The sequence below is a fragment of the Bacillus sp. EB106-02-03-XG38 genome (assembly GCF_058792175.1).
Window position 1 is genome coordinate 418430 of record NZ_JBYTED010000002.1, and the last position, 18937, is coordinate 437366.

Here is an 18937-nt window from a genome sequence, read left to right on the forward strand (position 1 = left end):
TAATGAAAGCACTGTTACAACGTTTTTTATTATGACTAAATACGTTAACAGTTTGAGGGGGATTTCCAATGTTAGAAAAGCAAATTATTCATTCATTCGTATCCATTGTTGGCGAAGATAATGTAGATACATCCAATATGGGGCGTTTAACGTATAGTTATGATGCCACTCCAAACTTCCAAGCAATGCCTGATGCAGTCATTGCTCCTCGTAATACAAATGAAGTAGCTGAAGTATTAAAAGTATGTAACACTCACAAAATTCCTGTATATGTTCGTGGTTCTGGAACAAACCTTTGTGCAGGTACATGTCCACTTGAAGGCGGTATCGTCCTTATCTTCCGCCATATGAATAACATTTTAGAAATTGATGAAGAGAATTTAACAATTACTGTACAAGCTGGTGTCATTACACTTGATATTATTAAAGCGGTAGAAGAAAAAGGTTTATTTTATCCACCAGATCCAAGCTCGATGAAAATTTCTACAATCGGTGGTAACATTAATGAAAACTCTGGTGGATTACGCGGATTAAAATATGGAGTCACACGTGATTATGTGATGGGTCTTGAACTTGTCTTACCAAATGGCGATATTATTCGTACTGGAGGTAAATTAGCAAAAGATGTAGCTGGTTACGATTTAACTCGTTTATTTATCGGTTCTGAAGGAACGCTGGGCGTCGTAACAGAGGCAATATTAAAACTCGTTCCTATACCTGAAACGAAAAAAACGATGCTTGCGCTATATGAAGATATAAATGAAGCTGCACGTGCTGTTTCTTCTATTATTGCAAATAAAATCATTCCAGCGACACTTGAGTTTTTAGATCAGCCGACAATTGAAGTTGTAGAAGAGTTTGCACAAATCGGTTTACCAACTGACGTAAAAGCAATTTTATTAATTGAACAAGATGGCCCGCCCGAAGTTGTCAATCGAGATATTGAAAAAATGGCTCACGTTTGCCGCTCTATGAATGCAGTCGATGTTCGTGTTGCAAAAGATGAAGCAGAAGCAGACGCGCTTCGGACAGCTCGCCGTAGTGCACTATCAGCACTTGCAAGATTAAAACCTACAACAATACTGGAAGATGCAACGGTGCCACGCTCACAAATTGCTCCGATGGTTGAAGCGATTAATGCCATTGCAAAAAAATATCATATTCCTATTTGTACGTTTGGACATGCTGGTGATGGTAACCTACATCCAACTTGTATGACAGATGCTCGTAATGAGGAAGAAATGCACCGAGCTGAACAAGCTTTTGCTGAAATATTTGCGAAAGCAATCGAACTTGGCGGCACGATTACTGGTGAACATGGTGTTGGCGCGATGAAAGCTCCGTATTTAGAAATGAAATTAGGTAAAGAAGGTATTGCTGCTATGCAAGGAATTAAACAAGCCTTCGATCCAAATAACATTATGAATCCAGGCAAGATGTTTGCGAAAGACACTCGTAAAAGAGTGGTGGTTGAGCGATGACAACATTAAATAAAGAAAACATTCAAAAGGAATTTAAAGAACGATTAAGTGAAGATGAACTACTAAACTGTATGCGATGTGGTTTCTGCTTGCCAACTTGTCCTACTTACATTCAATCTGGATATAAAGAATCTCACTCACCACGAGGACGTATCGCATTAATGAAAGCGGTCGTTGACGGTTTAATTGAGCCAGATGAAGATGTTGAAAATACATTAAATGTTTGCCTTGGCTGCCGCGCTTGTGAACCTGTTTGTCCATCAGGTGTGAATTATGGACATTTATTAGAAGAAGCTCGTGATATTATAAATCAAAATAAAAAATTCTCGGTACCAGTGAGAGCCGTTCGTAAAGTCGTGTTTGAAGGACTATTCCCACATCAAAATCGAATGAGAACATTAACCGGTCTAATTGGATTTTATCAGCGTTCTGGTTTACAAACGCTAACACATAAAACAGGGATTATGAAACTATTCCCTGAAACACTTGCAACGATGGATCTCGTTCTACCAAAAGTCCCTAAAATGAAAGCAATGAAAGATCGCCCTGAATTTTTACCTGCTGAAAGTACAAAGAAGAAACAAGTTGCATTCTTCACAGGTTGTTTAATGGATACTATGTTTTTAGAAACAAATAACGCAACGATGAAACTTCTTCAGTTAGCTGGTTGTGATATCGTTATTCCGAAAACACAAAGTTGCTGCGGGGCATTACATGGACATGCTGGTGAGAAAAGCGGAGCAAAGGAACTAGCGAAACGCAATATAAAAGTATTCGAAGATTTAAACATCGACTATATTATTACGAATGCCGGTGGTTGCGGAGCTTACCTTGTAGACTACGATTATCTTTTAAAAGACGATCCACAGTGGGCTGAACGCGCAAAGCAGTTCGTTTCTAAGATTAAAGATATTACTGCTATTCTAGTAGAACTAGATTTCCATAAACGAAAGGACTTACGACTCACACCGCAAATTATTACGTATCAAGACTCTTGTCATTTACGCAATGTTATGCGAACATCTTCAGAACCTCGTATGCTACTAGAAGCAATTCAAGGCGCAACATACCGTGAGATGAAAGACGCGGATCATTGCTGTGGTTCCGCTGGTATTTACAATATTGTTCATTCAGAGTTATCAATGGAATTTCTAGATTACAAAATGGACCGTGTGCATGAAACAGACGCGGCAACCATTGTTACTGCAAACCCAGGTTGTTTATTACAAATGAAATTAGGGATTGAGCGAGAAGGTCTTTCTCATAAAATGAGAGGAATTCACATTGTAGATCTATTATTAGAAGCAATTGAAACCAACTCGTAATAACTCGTAACATACGTAATAATAAGAAAACGGCTATCTCCTTCGTCTACGTAAAGAGATAGCCGCTTTTTTGTCCGCTACAACATTAAAAATATGTTACTTTATTATAAAAAAGAACAACAGAAACATTACAGTTTTGTAAAAATCAATCCAGTATATTCCTCAAAAAAATGCTCAAACCATTGATACAATAGGATTCTTCATTTTCAATATAGGTACATTTATCCAAAAACACCCTCTTAAAACCAAGTATAAAAATGCTGAAAATTCCTTTTATACTCTATGTTTCTCTTATTTCCCCCCATTTCCCCTCTTAGGATAAATTAGGTAAATTTTAAGTCTATGAATTTTTTTCCATCTTTTTTCTCGCAAAATCTATGCTACGATGAATTTGTCAGTCAGACAGGCTGTCAAAAACAAATCGTGTGAAAACAAATTAAAACTTTATATAGGGGGACACACATCATGAAAAAGCGTGTTTTATTATCTGTAGCTGCTGCAACGGCTCTTACTTTAGGAGTATCTTCTCTAGATGCACAAGCTGCAACAGTACAACCATCTAACATAAAGGTTCAAAATATTCAGCATTCGAAAGTGATGATGAAGCAAATGAGCCAACAAGAATTACAAGCATTCTTACAATCTATGGGCGTGGAATCATTAGCACAATGGCAACAAGGAAATTTCCAACCAAATTGTATTATTCCTGGTCAACAACCTACTGAAAATGTTGTAACTGAGCAACCAACAGCTAAGCCAGAAACTCAAAAGCCTGCTGAGCAAAAACCAGTTGAGCAAAAGCCTGCTGAAGAAGTTCAAAAACCAGAAGCTCAAAAGCCTGCTGAAAACAACAATACTCAAAAACCTGCTGAACAAAAACCTGCTGAGCAAAAGCCTGCTGAAGAAGCAAAATCTTTAAGCGAGTTCGAACAACGTGTTGTTGAATTAACAAACGCTGAGCGTGCAAAACAAGGTTTACCAGCTTTAAAAATCGATACTGAATTAAGCAAAGTAGCACGTATTAAATCTGAAGATATGCAAAAAAATAACTACTTTGATCATAACAGCCCTACATACGGGTCTCCGTTTGACATGATGAAGAAATTTGGTATTTCTTATACATCTGCCGGTGAAAACATCGCTCAAGGCCAACGTACACCTGAAGAAGTAGTACAAGCTTGGATGAACAGCGCTGGACACCGTGCAAACATCTTAAATAACGGTTTCACTCACATCGGTGTTGGCTACGTAGAAAGCGGCAACTACTGGACACAACAATTTATTACGAAGTAAATAGATTAAAAGAGTCTTCTCATAATGAGAAGACTCTTTTTATGTTTCATAACTTTCTATTATGTATGAATATAATATGTAGAACATAAACAAAATAGAGCCACAACTTATTACAGTAAGTAACATATAAAATCCCCATTTCAAATTCAAAAACAAGGAAAATAATATACTACACGCCATCACTTGAAAAATCCGTCTGCTCACTAAACGAATTTTTTGTAATTGAATTGGGTCTTTTTCCGTACTCCTAACTTCTTTAAACCCTTTACTAAGCATAAAAAGAAACATACTAATCCCAATTGTTAATCCTGTCTGAAAGGATATCATGCTTCCAAAATTAATAAAGAGAATGAGTATATGGATAAACAATATAAATAAAGTAATCGTCTTTAGAAATCCACTTATAATGACATGCTCGCCTTCATTCAACTTATATATATTATGTGAAATAATATACACGAATCCATGCAAAAAAATAATAAGACAAGGAATAAATGCTATAACAACTTGTTTACTCATAAACTCGTTCGGCCCACCATTTTCATTCCAATGCACTGCCATACGGTTTGGTAAATATGGATAGAGGCATAGAGTAACTAAAAGACAAGCGAAAAATATTCCTAGTATATATTTATATTTGACCAAGTGATTCTCACCTCTCTTTTCTCTTAACGGCTTCGCTTCTTTTAGAGAAATTCCTGCAAAAATCTACTTTTCTCAAATTTAAACTTACATTTTACGCATTCATTCTTTGAAATTCTTTCATTGTATTATTTAATTTTGCAGGAAATGGCACATCAACTTCAATCTCTTCTTTCGTAATTGGATGTAAGAAGTTTATTTTCATCGCATGTAATGCTTGCGCGGACATATATTGCGTTTGTCCACCATATAATACATCCCCGACTAGTGGATTACCATTGTAGCTCATATGAACACGAATTTGATGAGTTCTACCCGTTTCTAATTGTAACGTTACGAGGGTAATATTTTGGTTCTTAAAATACTTCTCTACTTTATAAAATGTGATTGCTTGGTCTCCATTTGGAGAAACACGTCGTCTCGTCGCATGATGGCGATCTCTTCCAATCGCTGCGTCAATTGTTCCTTGTTTCTTTTTCACTTTTCCTTCGACAAGTGCCGCATATGTTCTTTTAATTTTTCGTTCCATTAATAAACGATCCATAATTGCACCCGCAATTCTATGCTTAGCAAACACGACACCACCTGTCGTATCTTTATCTAACCGATGAATATGACGAACCTTCGTCTCTAAACCTTGCATTTGAAAATGAAAGGCAACAAGGTTTGCAAGTGTTCCCGTCCCGCCTTTTTCAGCTGGATGCGTATCCAGCTTCTCAGGCTTATTTACAATAAGTACGTGATCATCTTCATATACTACATGTAATTCTCCATACTCTGGTTCTACATCGTATGCTTCCTCTATAAACATATGCACTTGTAACTTATCGCCCTCTTTTAAAAGTTCATTCCATCTTCTCTGTTCCCCGTTAACGGTAACACCTTTTTCCATACGAAGCTGATGTAACAACTTTTTCGGTATTTCCCATTCTATTTTTAATAATGACTCAATGCTCATACCATTCCATTTCGCTGGAACGGTAATTTCGCACCATTCACCCTTCTTCTTCGTTTCCATACTGTATCACCTTATTTCGATTGATTCTATCATTGTAACGGAAAATACAATTTGATGCACCGTCAAAAATAGAGGACAGTCTTATAATAGACTGCCCCTCACGCTCTACGCTTTTTCATTTCCTGCAATACTTCTTCCGCTTTTTGTTCATACGATAAATCTTTAAAGAAATCCGCCAACCTTTTATAATCATTATACGTATCTAATAAGTCATCCATCTTTCCTACTTTCATCACTTGTTGCTTTTGCTTCATTTTTACCGGATAACGATAGCCCGATACCTCTTGTATTTTGTAATACTCATCCTCTACTTGAATAACCTTTACAAGTTCCTCTTCTTCCGCATCCATCGTATACCCATCAAAATCTCTAAGCAATTCATAAATGATATGAGTCCATTCATCTTTTGGGTAAAACCCTTTTTCTAATCGATAACCGACAATGCGATACATATGCCCATCGTTTTCTGCAAACTGTACTGTATCATTTAGCTTAAACTTAAAATAACGAAACATTGCCTTCACCTACTTATATGTAATGTTCTTATCACATACTATTTGCAAAATGTAGGTCTTGCTATTCATAAAAAAATACTCATCTATGAGATGAGTATTTTTTACGATGATTTTTCTCTTTTCTTTCGAAATGGTAACCACCAATTCCAGTCTCCAAACAATTTCATTAGACTTGGTACAAGCATAAGACGAATAATTGTTGCATCAAGAAAGATCGCTAATGCAACGCCAAGCCCCATCTGCCGTACTGGTAAAATATCAGTAAAGGCGAACGCACCAGTTACAACAATCATAATTAGTGCAGCGGATGTAATGATTCTACTTGTTGACACAAGTCCTTCTAACGTCGCTTGATCGTTATCTCCTGTTTCTTCATATAACTCATGAATACGTGAAATAAGAAAGACTTCATAATCCATGCTAAGCCCAAATACGAGGCCGAAAATGAAGATTGGTAAGACAAATAGAACAGGACTTGCCTCTAAACCAAAATGCCCACCTTCAAATAACCAAACAACAATTCCAATTGTTGCGCTTAAACTAAGTATGTTCATAATAATTGCCTTAATTGGAATGAGGATAGACCGGAATGCAAATAATAATATAATAAAGGTCGATCCAAATATAACAGACATACCAATTGCAACTTTATCTTTAATTTCATCTTCTAACTCTTGTTGGAACGTCGTCATTCCGCCTAAATAATACGTAACATCTTTTTCTTTATAATTTTGTTTAAAATCACGAACCCATTGTTTAGCCGTTTCAGTACGTGGTTTTGTTTTTAGAAAGATTTCTATCGTCGTCTTATTCCCTTTTGTATATACTTCAAATATAGGAGCTAGTTTCGCTGCTTCTGGCGACGCTAATATTCCAGCAACTTGATCTACTTTCATACCTGTTAATCCGTCGTATAAACTTCTTACTTCATGCACTTTCTTATCGTCTTTTAATTTTTGAACGACTTCTTCTACCTTTTGTAAACTTTCTTTTTCTTTCATATCTTTTTTCGTCTCTACCACTAACGTAACATCAGCATGTGTTTTGGCCGTTTCATTAAATGCCTCTTCGTACTTTTCATATGCAATTCTTGTATCACTTTGTTTAGGTAAAGCTTCCACGTCAGGGAACTGCAAATTAGCTGTACGTAACGGTAATAGGCAAATCACAATAAATGTTGTAACAACAATAATCATCGCAATTGGATGTTTCATTACAAATTGTGCAAATGTACGCCACGCTCTTGCCGGCGTATGTGCTACTTGATTCTTTTTTAATATCCGTTTCCCAATTAATGATAATAGCGCTGGAAGTAGTGTGAGTGAAAATAAAATACTCATAATCACTACAATCATTCCGCTAATTGCGACTGACTGAATATAATCAATTTTAAAGAAAAACAAACCTGATAAGCCAACAAATACACATAATCCTGAAAATACGATTGCACGCCCTGCTGTCTGATATGTAATCGCTATCGCTTCTTTTACCGTTCGTTTTGCAACTTCCTCTCGAAAGCGATTTACAAATAATAGTGCAAAATCAATAGATAGTGCAAGTCCAATCATCGGTGCAACATTTAACACAAAGATAGATAGTTCCTTATCGCTACCTATAAAGTATAATATGCCCATCGTACTAATAACACTAAGTGCCCCATTTACAATTGGTAAAATAGATGCCAACAGGCTACCAAATGAAAATAGTAATACGAGAAATGCAATTGGTAACCCAATCATCTCTGCTACTTTCAAATCATTTTGCGTTCTTTCATTAATCTCTTGATTAATTTTTGGAAACCCTGTCGGCGTTACTTTTAACGCTGCATTACTTTCCTTTTCGATTTTATCAGCAAATTGTAACGTCTTTTCCATTCGTTCCTTATTTGTTTTCCCGGAAAATAAAATTGTCGCATAGCCGATATCATCTTGTAACATTTCTTTATTTTGCACTGGATGATGGAAAGATTCATAAGTCTCTTTCTCTTGTACATTCTTTACAATTCCTGCTACTTGTTTTTGAAATTCCTCATGTGAAACACCTTTCTTTTTTTCAAAAACGAGTAAAAGTGTATCTTGAGACCTCTTAAAATCTTTATCTAAAATTTCTTTCGTTTTTTGATAGTCCCCTTCTGTTTGGAAACCGTCACCACCTAATACTCCTGGTAGCTTTGGAGCAAAAATACCGAGTCCTATCGCAAGCAATAGTAATGCTACAATTACCGTATAACGAAACTGATACAAAAAAGCGCCTAACTTCCCCCACTTATCTACTTTATGTACATTTGTTTTCACACATTTTCACCTACTTTAAATAATTCAATTGTCATTTATACTGTATCACATCTTCGTACAAACAAAAAACGTCTGGAAACACTATAATGATAGTTTTTCCAGACGTTTTTTTATCTTTCTTTATCAAGCCCCAATCTCTCGGTAAGTAAACGATGGCAATAAATCGCCATAATTAGTAAAATACCACCTACGCAATAACCCGCTAAAATATCAGTTGGATAGTGTACATTTAAAATAACTCTACTTAATCCAATCGATACAATGACTATTCCCATCAAAATCGTTATAACATATTTCCCAGTTACACTCTTTAAATTAGCGGCAATGATATAAGCAAGAAATCCGAATGTCATAATAGATAACATCGCATGCCCACTAGGGAAACTATACCCAAGTGCATCGAACGCTTCATTTAACGACGGACGCTCCCTTTTCGCAATTTCTTTTATCCCTTTATTTACAAGATGTGTTACTAAAATACCAACTGGATACACGATCATCGCAGCGTAATAACGTTTTCTCCAAAAAACAAGCAAACTTATAACGAGCGTAGTTACAATCCCAATAGCAGATCCTAATTTTGTATAGTGTGAGAAAAATGTAAGCGAACTTTCTGCTTGTAATCCTTTTACTAATCCTCGGACGTATGTATCCATCACTGTAACACCACCCGCATGTACACGCCAAGCAACAATGCCAAATACAGCAAGTAATAAAACGATACATACTACCTCATATTGATGTAACTTCTTTTTCAAACGATTTCCTCCTACTATGAAAAAATGCGATTTCTATTTTAGAAACCGCATTCTCTTGCTTATTTACCTTTTGTTTTTAGCTCTGTCCAGTAACGATCATAGTCTTTTAGCTTATCGTCTACATCAACAAGCCATTCTGTACGATCTAATTCTTCTTTCGTTAAGAAGATCATGTGGTTTTCACGATATTCTTTACTATGAAGCGGATGAGCTTTTTCATTTGGATTACTGTATCCAATTGACTCGTAGTTTTTCACACTTACTTTTTCATCTAATAAGTAGTTCATAAACTTCTCTGCAAGCTCTTTGTTTTTCGCACCTTTTGGAATTGCTAACGTGTCAGCCCAAATTGTGCCGCCTTCTTTTGGTACAACATACTCTACATCTTTATTATCTTTAGCGATAAATGCTGCATCCCCAGACCAAACTGATCCGATCCAAGCATCTTCTGTAATAAATTTTTGTTTAATATTATCTGTATCAAATGCTAATAAGTTTGGAAGCAGCTTCTTTAAATCATCTGCTGCTGTCTTTAACTGCGCATCGTCTTTCGTGCTGTTTGAGAAACCATGCTTCTTAAGACCCATACCTAATACTTCACGAGAATCATTTAATAAAGTTACATGCCCTTTATATTTCTCATTCCATAAGTCAGCCCAGCTTGTAGGAGCTTCTTTCACATACTTTTTATTGTATGCAATCCCTGTTACACCCCAAGTGTATACTAAAGAATATTTATTCTCTGGATCAAACGCAGGTGTTTTGAAATTAGAAACCATATTTTCGATATTCGGGATATTCTTTTTGTCTAACGGCGCTAATAAATCCATTTTTGCCATTGTTTTAACCATGTAATCAGATGGCTGAATTAAATCATACTTCGCGCCACCAGCTTGTAATTTCGCAAGCATTTCTTCATTACTTGCGTACTTATCATAGTTAATTTTTACGTTATATTTCTTTTCAAAATCTCTTAGCACTTGCTCATCAAAATTGTCCGCCCAGCTATAAATGTTTAACTCTTCTTTCTTTTCACCACAACCAGCAAGTACACCAGCAACAAGGCTAAAGCTAATTGCTGCGCCGGCTAATCTTTTCATTAATTTCATCGGTTTATTACCCCCTCGTACTTTCTATATCGTTCGTATTATAAAGGAAGGTGTCCTCCAGAGTTTTCTTCACCATCTGCACCTTTGTTACGGAAGATTTCAGATAGAACCATTAATCCTACGATAGCTACAATTAAAATTGTAGAAAGGGCATTAATTTCTGGTGATACTCCGCGCTTAACCATACTGTAAATGTATAATGGCAATGTTGTTGATCCTGGTCCTGATACGAAGAAACTAATTACAAAATCATCAATTGATAATGTGAATGTTAATAATGCGGCTGAAATAACTCCTGGTGCAATTGCCGGGAACGTCACAAAGCGAAACGTTTGCCAAGGCGTTGCTCCTAAATCATTCGCAGCCTCTTCTAAATCACGTCCCATGCCAGAAAGACGTGCTGCTAAAATAACGACAACAAATGAAATACTAAATGTAATGTGCGCAATAATAATTGTTGTTTTACCAAGTTCCATACCTAATTGACTGAATAAAATAAGTAAAGATAATCCCATTAAAATATCAGGGATTAAAATTGGTAAATATACAAGACCGTTAATAGCACCTTCATAACGATATTTATAACGATGTAATGCAATCGCGAAAATCACACCAAGAACCGTCGTTACAATTGTCGTTACGATTGCAATCGTCATACTATTTACAAACGCATCAATAACATCTTGTTTTTGAAATAAATCTGTATACCAATGGAATGTGAATCCTTCCCATTCCGCATTGATGCGCGAATCATTGAAGGAATATACCATTAAAACCATCATTGGAAAATACAAGAACAATAAAATTAACCAAGAATAAGAAACTAAAAACTTCTTCATCTTTGCCTATTCCCCTCCGTTCCCATCATATTTATATACTTTCGTTGCACGATAATATAAGTAAATTAACAGAACAGAGAATAGAACAACAATCATAGATAACGCGGATCCAAACGGCCAGTCACGCGCTCCTAAGAATTGATTTTGAATTACGTTTCCGATTAATGCTACTTTCGATCCACCCATAACGTCTGATACAACAAACATTCCGATAGAAGAAACAAACACTAAAATAGAACCAGTAGCAATCCCTGACATCGTCATTGGTACTGTAACATTCCAAAATGCCTTTATTGGTGTTGCCCCTAAATCATAAGCTGCTTCTAACTTACGCTTATCAAGCTGCTCAATTGCTGCATACACTGGTAAAATCATAAATGGTAATAAAGAATATACCATACCGAGTATTACAGAAGGTGTATTATATAGTAAATTTAAAGGTTCACTAATAATACCTAGTTTCAATAGCAATGTATTTACAAGACCTTGTGAACGTAAAATAACAATCCATGCGTATGAACGAACAAGGAAGTTAATCCAAAACGGGATCGTTGCCAATAATAAAAGAATGGAACGATATTTACGATCAACAATCGTAATTGTATACGCAAATGGATAACCAATTACTAAACAGATTACTGTTGTAATAACTGCAATCTTAACAGTTTCCCATAACGTCCCCATATATAATGGATCAAATACACGCGCTATGTTTTCTAATGTGAATTGCATTTCCACTGTCCCATATGCTCCGCGCTGCATGAAGGCAAATGCCAATACAAACAGAAGGGGAATTAGGAAGAAGATTAACAGCCACGCGACTGTCGGTAGTGCGAGTAATTTCCCTTTTTTCAATTTAAGGTCACCTCGTCCTCTTGCTCCCAGCCTACGTATACATTATCTCCAATGCTCCACTGCGCTGCTTCTTCAGCAGTTTGATACGCCATTAGTAATTCTGATGTTTTCTCATCACGTACATAAAGCTTTTCCATATTTCCAACAAACTCAATGTCTTCAATATGTCCAAGATGGTATTCTTTTAAAATCGGTTCTTCAACCGAACGCACTTTTACGTTTTCAGGGCGAATTGCTACATAGCCTTCCCCGTTTTTCACAATATTATTTTCACCGATAAATGTCGCAACGAACAACGTTTTCGGCTTATTATAAATTTCTTTCGGCGTTCCGATTTGTTCAATATGTCCTTTATTCATAACTACGATACGATCACTCATGCTCATCGCCTCTTCTTGATCGTGCGTTACGTATATGAATGTAATTCCTAAATTACGTTGTAAGTTTTTCAATTCACGTTGCAAATCTTTTCTTAACTTAAAGTCTAACGCCCCAAGTGGCTCATCTAGTAATAGTACACGCGGATTATTTACAATCGCTCTCGCAATTGCTACACGCTGCTGTTGTCCACCAGAAAGCTTTGCAGGTTTACGATTACGGAACTCAAGTAACTGCGTTAAACGCATTGCCTCTTCAGCACGCTCTTTCTGCTCTGCTGCCGGTACTTTCTGCATTTTCATACCGAAACAAATATTTTTCTCCACATTCATATGTGGGAATAGCGCATAATGTTGGAACACTAGGTTCATATGACGCTTATATGGTGGCAAATCGTTAATCTTTTCATCATCTAATAAAAGATTCCCTTTAGTTGGAGTTTCAAATCCTGCGATCATACGAAGTAATGTCGTTTTCCCGCAACCACTCGGCCCTAAAATTGTTAAAAATTCCCCTTCTTTAATATCTAAAGAAAGCGGTGGGATAATCACTTGATTTCCAAAATGTTTTTCTACTGCTTCAACTTTAATAATCTTTTTCATTTTCCCGTCCTATCTATCTTAAATTTTAATTTTTATATTCATGAATAAATATTTATGTTCTATAGACTATTTTTTGTTTCGATCCAAACAAAAATGGTTATTTAGCAAGCGTTCACTTCTATTCTTTATGTAGTATGTTTGATTCATTTTCGCATGATACATAATGTCGAACAGAAAAACCCCTTCCATTGCGAAGGGGCTATTATCATACGGCTACGCCTACTGATAAACACCATCATCATTTTAACAACTTTCGTATGAATTTTAAAGCACTTTTTGTAGAAGAATAACGAATTTTCATATCGAATGCCGTAGATTGGGCTAAAATGCTTTTATAATGTGAAAAAGTCCGAAAACTTTCTTCCCCATGATAACTCCCTAATCCACTACTTCCGACGCCCCCAAAAGGTAAATATGGCGTTGCAAGATGATAAACAACATCATTAATACAGCCTCCGCCATATGAGATATTACTCGTTACCTGTCTTTGCACTTCTTTATCTTCAGAAAATACATATAACGCTAACGGCTTCGGATGTTGCTGAATTGTATCAATTACCTCTTCTATGTTGTCGTATTCTATAATTGGTAAAATCGGACCAAAAATTTCGTCTTCCATAACAGTACTTTCCCATGTCACATTGGTTAACACTGTCGGTTCCATATGTAAAGTTTCTTTTTTATAGTTCCCACCAATTACAGTTTTACCATCTTTCAAAAACGTACATAAACGTTCAAAATGACGTTCACTCACAATTCGTACATAACTATCATTGTGCAGTGGCTCTTTTCCATACTGCTCCTCAACTTCATGTCGCAACGCTTCAATTAACTGTTCTTTCACCGAAGTATGCACGTACATATAATCAGGCGCTACACACGTTTGGCCTGCATTTAAAAACTTCCCCCACACAATCCGTCTTGCTGTTACGTCTATTTTTGCATCTTTATGTACAATACATGGGCTTTTTCCGCCAAGTTCTAACGTAAGCGGCGTCAACTGTTTCGCAGCTGCCTCCATGACAACTTTCCCAACGCCCACACTACCTGTAAAGAAAATATAATCAAATGGTTCCTTTAGCAAAGCTGTACTCTCTTCTACGCCGCCTTCTATTACTGCTACAAGCTCTTCTTGGAATAATTCACCTAACATTCTCGTTAGCACTTTGGAAACGTTTGGCGTTAGCTCTGACGGCTTTAAAACGATTGTATTTCCAGCCGCCAACGCTCCTACAAGAGGTGCAATTGCTAATTGAAACGGATAGTTCCACGGCGCAATAATAAGTGTCACACCGTACGGTTCAGGCACTACTTTCCCCTTTGATCCAAAATGAGTGAGTGCTGTTCGAACTCGCTTCGGTTTACTCCATGATGAAATATGCTTCAATTGAAAGGAAATTTCTTTTAAGACATATCCAACTTCCGTTGTAAACGACTCATGAACTGACTTATTTAAATCTAATTTCAATGCCTGAAATATTTCTTCTTCAAAGCGCTGAATGCCTTCATAAAGCTTCTTCAAATGATTCTTTCTCACTTCTATACTTCTCGTATGGCCATTATAAAAATATGCCTTTTGTTTATTTACAATAGAAGAAACACTCATTCATTCACCTTCTCTCACTATTTTCATCTAATTCTTTCATTATTTATATAGACTTTATATGTAACTAATTTTCATTCGTAAAGTTACATTATATATAATTTTTTCTTGTATATAAAATTCATTGCTCACAAAAAAAACTACCGAAAGAAAAATCTTTCGGTAGTTTTACTGTATTAACGATATAAACGAACAGCACCTGCAGAATTATCATCAGCTTGTCCTACTACTTCAAACTTCAGACCAAGATTCGGTAAAATACGTCCTGCATCTGGAATCTGTTGGTTAATATACGTTTTCGAATCATCAAACTTCGGTACACCTGCTAAGCCATTATACGTATACGTTCCACGCGTTGGAGATACAACTTTCCATGCTGGCGTTTTATCGAATGAGAACGCCGCATCAGCGATTTGGAATCGTGTACTACTTTCAATTGTCGGTTTACCATTTAAAGTTCCTACAATTGCTTCTGGATGAGAATCCACTACACCAAGGAAACCATGTCCTGGATGTAAACCAACCCAGTTATCTGTGTAAGCTGAGTCTGCATACCATACAACCATACCAGAGTTATATTCTGGACCACGAGCATATTTCAATGCGCTATCTGATCCGGTATGATTTCTCCACTCTACATAGTAGTTATGTTTTTTCTTCTCAGTCCCGTTAGAAACTGCAAAACCATCTAATTTAAATTGTGGTGTACCTTCTGCATCATCAGAGAATACTACTTTACCATCTACTGTTAATGAAGCATTATCAAGTAAGAAACCGTTTAATGCTAAGCCACCATCTGTAATATACTCAAATGTTAATTTTACTTTCTTACCTTTGAATTGGCTTAAATCATATGATTTATCAATCCATTTTCCATTTGTCGAATCTGCATTTCCACTATTTGCTTTCTCACCAAGTTTTTCAATTAACGTTTTTTGACCATCTTCTGTTACAGCATGTACTTCAAGGAAATCATATTCCGCTTCGATTTCATATAACGATTTGAAATCAAATTTCGCATTCGTTGCATTCGTTAAATCGAACAGTGGTGTTTCTAACGTTGTATGCAGATTGTCACCTTTTGTGCTGTAGTAATACTGCTTACCAAACGCTGGAGCAATCGTTTTTATATCTTTGTCAGGTAAGTTTACACGAATCATACCTGGACGGTTCGTTTTCGTAACACTTTGGTCTAAATATGTTGCTAGACCGATACCTTTATTTAATTTCTCGTAATCTACTTCTACGATATTCGCCCAGTTACCACCAATTGTTTTTTGGAAAAACTCTTTATTTTGTGGTGAGAAACTCGTTGGCGTTGTTCCTGCAATCTTACCAGCCCAGCTTCCGCCACTCATAACAGACCAAGCTTGAATTGGCTCACCATGACCCGTATAGTCTGTATCATACTCATCTGGAAGGCCTAAATCATGACCATATTCATGCGCGAATACACCAACTGCGCCATCTTCTGGTTCAATTGTGTAGTCGAATGCCGCTATCTTTCCGCCCCAATATGGAACTTTCGCTTGTGTACCTTCAATTGGGAATGGTTTTGGTCCAACTGTCCAGCGATGTGACCAAATTGCATCGTCACCTAATTTACCACCGCCTGCTTCTTGTCCAACACCTGCATGAATGATCATTAAGTGATCAATTAAACCGTCCGGTTGCTTTTGATTTCCATCACCATTTACATCGTATTGATCGAACTGATCAAACTCAGATAAATCAATACCGCTATCTACAGCTGCTTTTAATGCATCTTTTACTAAATCACGTGGTCCTTTTGGCCCTTTATTATCATGACCTGTAGCTGCATCCGCACCGTAATCAGCAGCTTTACCAGGAACTGTTAACCATTTTGTAACCGTTCCGTCTACTGTGTAACTACCGCCAGATTGCTCTTCGTAATATTGTTTAAACGTTTCGATTTTGCTGCCATCCTCTAATGCGAATGGTTCATTACCGAATAACATTTTCTCATAATGTTCTTTGTTAAAATCGTCAGTATACATATAACCAGGTTCTTTATCAATATTGTTATGTTTAAAGTCAGCGTACTCTACAAGTAAAACGAGTACTTTATCTTTACGAACTTCACCGTTATATTCTTTTCCCTTTGCTGGAGAAGTTGGCACTTTACCATTTAGACCACCTCTAACCGGTCCTGTCGCAGCAGATGTTCCTGTTGCAGGTTTATCTAACTTTTCTTTCGTATCTGCTTTTGCATCCTTCACTTTCTTTAAAAAGTCAGATGCTTCTTTCGTAAGTGGGTCCCCATTTGTTGCTTCTTTCCCAGGATTTTCACCCTTTTTGTTCTCTACATATTTTTCGACAGCTTTCTTTGTTTCTTTCTCTGAAGCCTTCGAATCAATTACCCCACGTTTTTTTAGAGCATCTGCTAAACGCTCCTCCGGAATTAAATGATCATCAACTGGGCTCGTAGCTGTCTTATTCACAGGCGTTTCAGCATATGCAGATTGAGTACCAGCTCCGAACGAAAGGCCTAATACAGCTGTCAAAGCGATTGATGATAAAACTTTGAACGGTTTCTTGTTCATCCCTTATTTCCTCCCCTAATAAATAATATGTATTACAAATTGAATTTTATTAAAAATTCAATATTTTTTCAATATTTAGTCATATTATGTAATGTTTTTAATATATTTGTAAAAATTTCATAGTTAATATACGAATATATCACAATTCAACAATGTTTTCTGAAAATATTGAAAATATTTGTCAGAAACTTTATAATCGCCATAGAGGGAATTTAATGGGGATTTTATCTTTGTTTTATCTACAAAATATTTGATAATTCACTACATAAAAATACAAAATCCGATTGCATTATCATATATTCTGTAGCAGCAGTTATGACCGATAATTAGGGAGGAATTACATTTGTACAAAGATAAGACTGACGCATTGGATCAAGAATGGATTGATTTAATACTTGAAGCTCTAGACGCTGGTATCGCTCTGCAAGATATCGAACATTTTTTCCAACGTATGAAACCATCAAGCCAGGCTCAATAGGTTTGTTCTTTTTAGCGAAGTTTATGTTATAATAATGACATCATAAGACGACGACATATTGATAGAAAGGTGCGCAAATATGATTGGAGAACGTATAAAACGCCTGCGTTTACAAAAAGGTATTTCATTAACTGAACTTGCCGAAAAAGCTGGTGTTGCTAAATCTTACATTAGTTCTATAGAACGAAATTTACAAAAAAACCCTTCCATTCAGTTTCTTGAAAAAATTGCAGCAGTTCTACAAATTCCAGTTGATACTCTACTTCATGATGAAACAACAAAGGAAAATCACTTAGACTCCGAATGGACACAACTCGTTAAAGATGCAATGAACTCCGGCGTCTCCAAAGAACAGTTTCGTGAATTTCTTGAATTTACAAAATGGAAGCAAGATCAAAAATAATAAATAGAAAGAAGTGCTTACAATCGGCACTTCTTTTTTCTTTATAAAAAAAAGCGGGGGATACCCGCTTTTTTATTATTTTTCTTCTCCAGCTTCTTGGTTAGCATTGAACGTCCATTCTAAATTCAACGAATCACCTTGGAAGATATTTTGGTCTTTTCCATCATCTACAAATTCAAATTGTACCCATAAATAATCCTCTGTACCAGCTTCTAATCCACCCTTTTCTCCCCACTCAGGAGCAAAGATGTCTTTAGCTAAAAGATCTGGATCAGTTTTTTGTAAGTCTGCTAAGGTTGTTTCATATACAGGCTCACTTTGTTTATCCCAGTTCCAAAGGAATTTCACTTTAACGTGCTTACCAAAGTCTTCACCAGCATTATCGCCTTTTGCATCTTTCACAGTATACTTTGTTGCTAGTTTAACGTCTTTAATTGTTAATGAACCGCTATTCTTTAATAAGAACTCTTTCTTAACAGAATCCCCTGGTTTTAAATCTTTAATATCTACAAGCGTTTTAGGGTCTAATGTAAGATCTAACGTCCCAGCCGCAAATGTATTATTCGATACTTCTTTATCGCTAAAGTATGCAAATGTTCCTCCACCAATTAAAGATAACCCCAATGCTGCTGATGCAACTCCCATACCTAATTTCTTTTTCAGACTCACAATCAATTCCCCCTAGCTGTTTTTTATATTTTTATTGCTATCTCTTATTTAAAATAAGAGATGTAACTAAAACTATATTAGCTTAGCTAATATTTGTTCTTTTTTAAAAAC

General features: G+C 36.3%; 17 protein-coding genes. 5 read left to right on the top strand and 12 right to left on the bottom strand.

The genetic code is table 11. From position 1 onward, the window contains the following. Window positions 1–68: 68 nt before the first annotated feature. From glcD to AC3WTI_RS11500, 3 genes are all read left to right on the top strand, one after another. Entirely contained in the window at window positions 69–1481 is a 1413-nt protein-coding gene (gene glcD, locus AC3WTI_RS11490; RefSeq protein WP_087957924.1) for a glycolate oxidase subunit GlcD, read from the top strand. Beyond that, window positions 1478–2806: a (Fe-S)-binding protein gene (locus AC3WTI_RS11495; protein WP_097840636.1), complete on the top strand. Its 1329-nt coding sequence runs from the start codon at window positions 1478–1480 to the stop codon at window positions 2804–2806. The genes glcD and AC3WTI_RS11495 overlap by 4 nt, the downstream gene beginning before the upstream one ends. A gap of 465 nt (window positions 2807–3271) precedes the next feature. Further along, the gene (locus tag AC3WTI_RS11500; RefSeq protein WP_087994482.1) at window positions 3272–4099 is read left to right on the top strand and encodes a CAP domain-containing protein; all 828 of its coding nucleotides are present in this window, start codon (window positions 3272–3274) and stop codon (window positions 4097–4099) included. Window positions 4100–4138: 39 nt separating this feature from the next. Here the strand turns inward: AC3WTI_RS11500 and AC3WTI_RS11505 are convergent, their stop codons facing one another. From AC3WTI_RS11505 to inhA1, 11 genes are all read right to left on the bottom strand, one after another. Continuing rightward, window positions 4139–4744, bottom strand: a complete 606-nt coding sequence (locus tag AC3WTI_RS11505) for a DUF1648 domain-containing protein (RefSeq protein WP_097840637.1) — start codon at window positions 4742–4744, stop codon at window positions 4139–4141. 91 nt (window positions 4745–4835) lie between these two features. Then, window positions 4836–5759: an RluA family pseudouridine synthase gene (locus AC3WTI_RS11510; protein ID WP_097840638.1), complete on the bottom strand. Its 924-nt coding sequence runs from the start codon at window positions 5757–5759 to the stop codon at window positions 4836–4838. Between the two features lie 98 nt (window positions 5760–5857). Next, window positions 5858–6274, bottom strand: a complete 417-nt coding sequence (locus AC3WTI_RS11515) for a YodN-related protein (RefSeq protein WP_087957914.1) — start codon at window positions 6272–6274, stop codon at window positions 5858–5860. Between the two features lie 101 nt (window positions 6275–6375). After that, window positions 6376–8568: an MMPL family transporter gene (locus tag AC3WTI_RS11520; RefSeq protein ID WP_087957912.1), complete on the bottom strand. Its 2193-nt coding sequence runs from the start codon at window positions 8566–8568 to the stop codon at window positions 6376–6378. A 110-nt stretch (window positions 8569–8678) separates the two neighbouring features. Then, window positions 8679–9326 carry a phosphatase PAP2 family protein gene (locus AC3WTI_RS11525; RefSeq protein ID WP_087957910.1) on the bottom strand — a complete coding sequence of 216 codons (648 nt, stop codon included), beginning with the start codon at window positions 9324–9326 and terminating at the stop codon, window positions 8679–8681. Between the two features lie 59 nt (window positions 9327–9385). Then, a complete protein-coding gene (potD, locus tag AC3WTI_RS11530) occupies window positions 9386–10435 on the bottom strand; it encodes a spermidine/putrescine ABC transporter substrate-binding protein PotD (RefSeq protein WP_087957908.1) in 1050 nt (349 codons plus the stop codon). A 38-nt stretch (window positions 10436–10473) separates the two neighbouring features. Further along, window positions 10474–11274: a spermidine/putrescine ABC transporter permease PotC gene (gene potC / locus AC3WTI_RS11535; RefSeq protein ID WP_000714198.1), complete on the bottom strand. Its 801-nt coding sequence runs from the start codon at window positions 11272–11274 to the stop codon at window positions 10474–10476. Between the two features lie 6 nt (window positions 11275–11280). Further along, window positions 11281–12129, bottom strand: coding sequence for a spermidine/putrescine ABC transporter permease PotB (gene potB, locus AC3WTI_RS11540; RefSeq protein ID WP_087957907.1), 849 nt, complete (start codon window positions 12127–12129; stop codon window positions 11281–11283). After that, a complete protein-coding gene (potA, locus tag AC3WTI_RS11545) occupies window positions 12126–13109 on the bottom strand; it encodes a spermidine/putrescine ABC transporter ATP-binding protein PotA (protein WP_000720319.1) in 984 nt (327 codons plus the stop codon). Before potA ends, potB begins: the two co-directional genes overlap by 4 nt. A gap of 238 nt (window positions 13110–13347) precedes the next feature. Further along, window positions 13348–14715: an aldehyde dehydrogenase gene (locus tag AC3WTI_RS11550; RefSeq protein WP_087957906.1), complete on the bottom strand. Its 1368-nt coding sequence runs from the start codon at window positions 14713–14715 to the stop codon at window positions 13348–13350. A gap of 173 nt (window positions 14716–14888) precedes the next feature. After that, on the bottom strand, window positions 14889–17276 hold the full coding sequence (gene inhA1, locus AC3WTI_RS11555) for a M6 family metalloprotease immune inhibitor InhA1 (protein WP_087957905.1): 2388 nt from the start codon (window positions 17274–17276) through the stop codon (window positions 14889–14891). 343 nt (window positions 17277–17619) lie between these two features. Here inhA1 and AC3WTI_RS11560 point away from each other — a divergent pair, with 343 nt between their 5' ends. Together AC3WTI_RS11560 and AC3WTI_RS11565 are read left to right on the top strand one after the other, a co-directional pair. Beyond that, entirely contained in the window at window positions 17620–17754 is a 135-nt protein-coding gene (locus AC3WTI_RS11560) for an anti-repressor SinI family protein (RefSeq protein ID WP_000276217.1), read from the top strand. A gap of 79 nt (window positions 17755–17833) precedes the next feature. Further along, on the top strand, window positions 17834–18157 hold the full coding sequence (locus tag AC3WTI_RS11565) for a helix-turn-helix domain-containing protein (protein WP_000578880.1): 324 nt from the start codon (window positions 17834–17836) through the stop codon (window positions 18155–18157). A gap of 75 nt (window positions 18158–18232) precedes the next feature. Here AC3WTI_RS11565 and calY read toward each other — a convergent pair whose 3' ends face one another. Beyond that, the gene (gene calY / locus AC3WTI_RS11570; RefSeq protein WP_000053730.1) at window positions 18233–18826 is read right to left on the bottom strand and encodes a biofilm matrix protein CalY; all 594 of its coding nucleotides are present in this window, start codon (window positions 18824–18826) and stop codon (window positions 18233–18235) included. Between the last annotated feature and the right edge of the window lie 111 nt (window positions 18827–18937).

Bases quoted from the DNA above. Each gene is read 5' to 3' on its own strand.
- glcD (WP_087957924.1), top strand. From the start codon at position 69: ATGTTAGAAAAGCAAATTATTCATTCATTCGTATCCATTGTTGGCGAA.
- AC3WTI_RS11495 (WP_097840636.1), top strand. From the start codon at position 1,478: ATGACAACATTAAATAAAGAAAACATTCAAAAGGAATTTAAAGAACGA.
- AC3WTI_RS11500 (WP_087994482.1), top strand. From the start codon at position 3,272: ATGAAAAAGCGTGTTTTATTATCTGTAGCTGCTGCAACGGCTCTTACT.
- AC3WTI_RS11510 (WP_097840638.1), bottom strand. From the start codon at position 5,759: ATGGAAACGAAGAAGAAGGGTGAATGGTGCGAAATTACCGTTCCAGCG.
- AC3WTI_RS11515 (WP_087957914.1), bottom strand. From the start codon at position 6,274: ATGTTTCGTTATTTTAAGTTTAAGCTAAATGATACAGTACAGTTTGCA.
- potD (WP_087957908.1), bottom strand. From the start codon at position 10,435: ATGAAATTAATGAAAAGATTAGCCGGCGCAGCAATTAGCTTTAGCCTT.
- potC (WP_000714198.1), bottom strand. From the start codon at position 11,274: ATGAAGAAGTTTTTAGTTTCTTATTCTTGGTTAATTTTATTGTTCTTG.
- potA (WP_000720319.1), bottom strand. From the start codon at position 13,109: ATGAAAAAGATTATTAAAGTTGAAGCAGTAGAAAAACATTTTGGAAAT.
- AC3WTI_RS11550 (WP_087957906.1), bottom strand. From the start codon at position 14,715: ATGAGTGTTTCTTCTATTGTAAATAAACAAAAGGCATATTTTTATAAT.
- inhA1 (WP_087957905.1), bottom strand. From the start codon at position 17,276: ATGAACAAGAAACCGTTCAAAGTTTTATCATCAATCGCTTTGACAGCT.
- AC3WTI_RS11565 (WP_000578880.1), top strand. From the start codon at position 17,834: ATGATTGGAGAACGTATAAAACGCCTGCGTTTACAAAAAGGTATTTCA.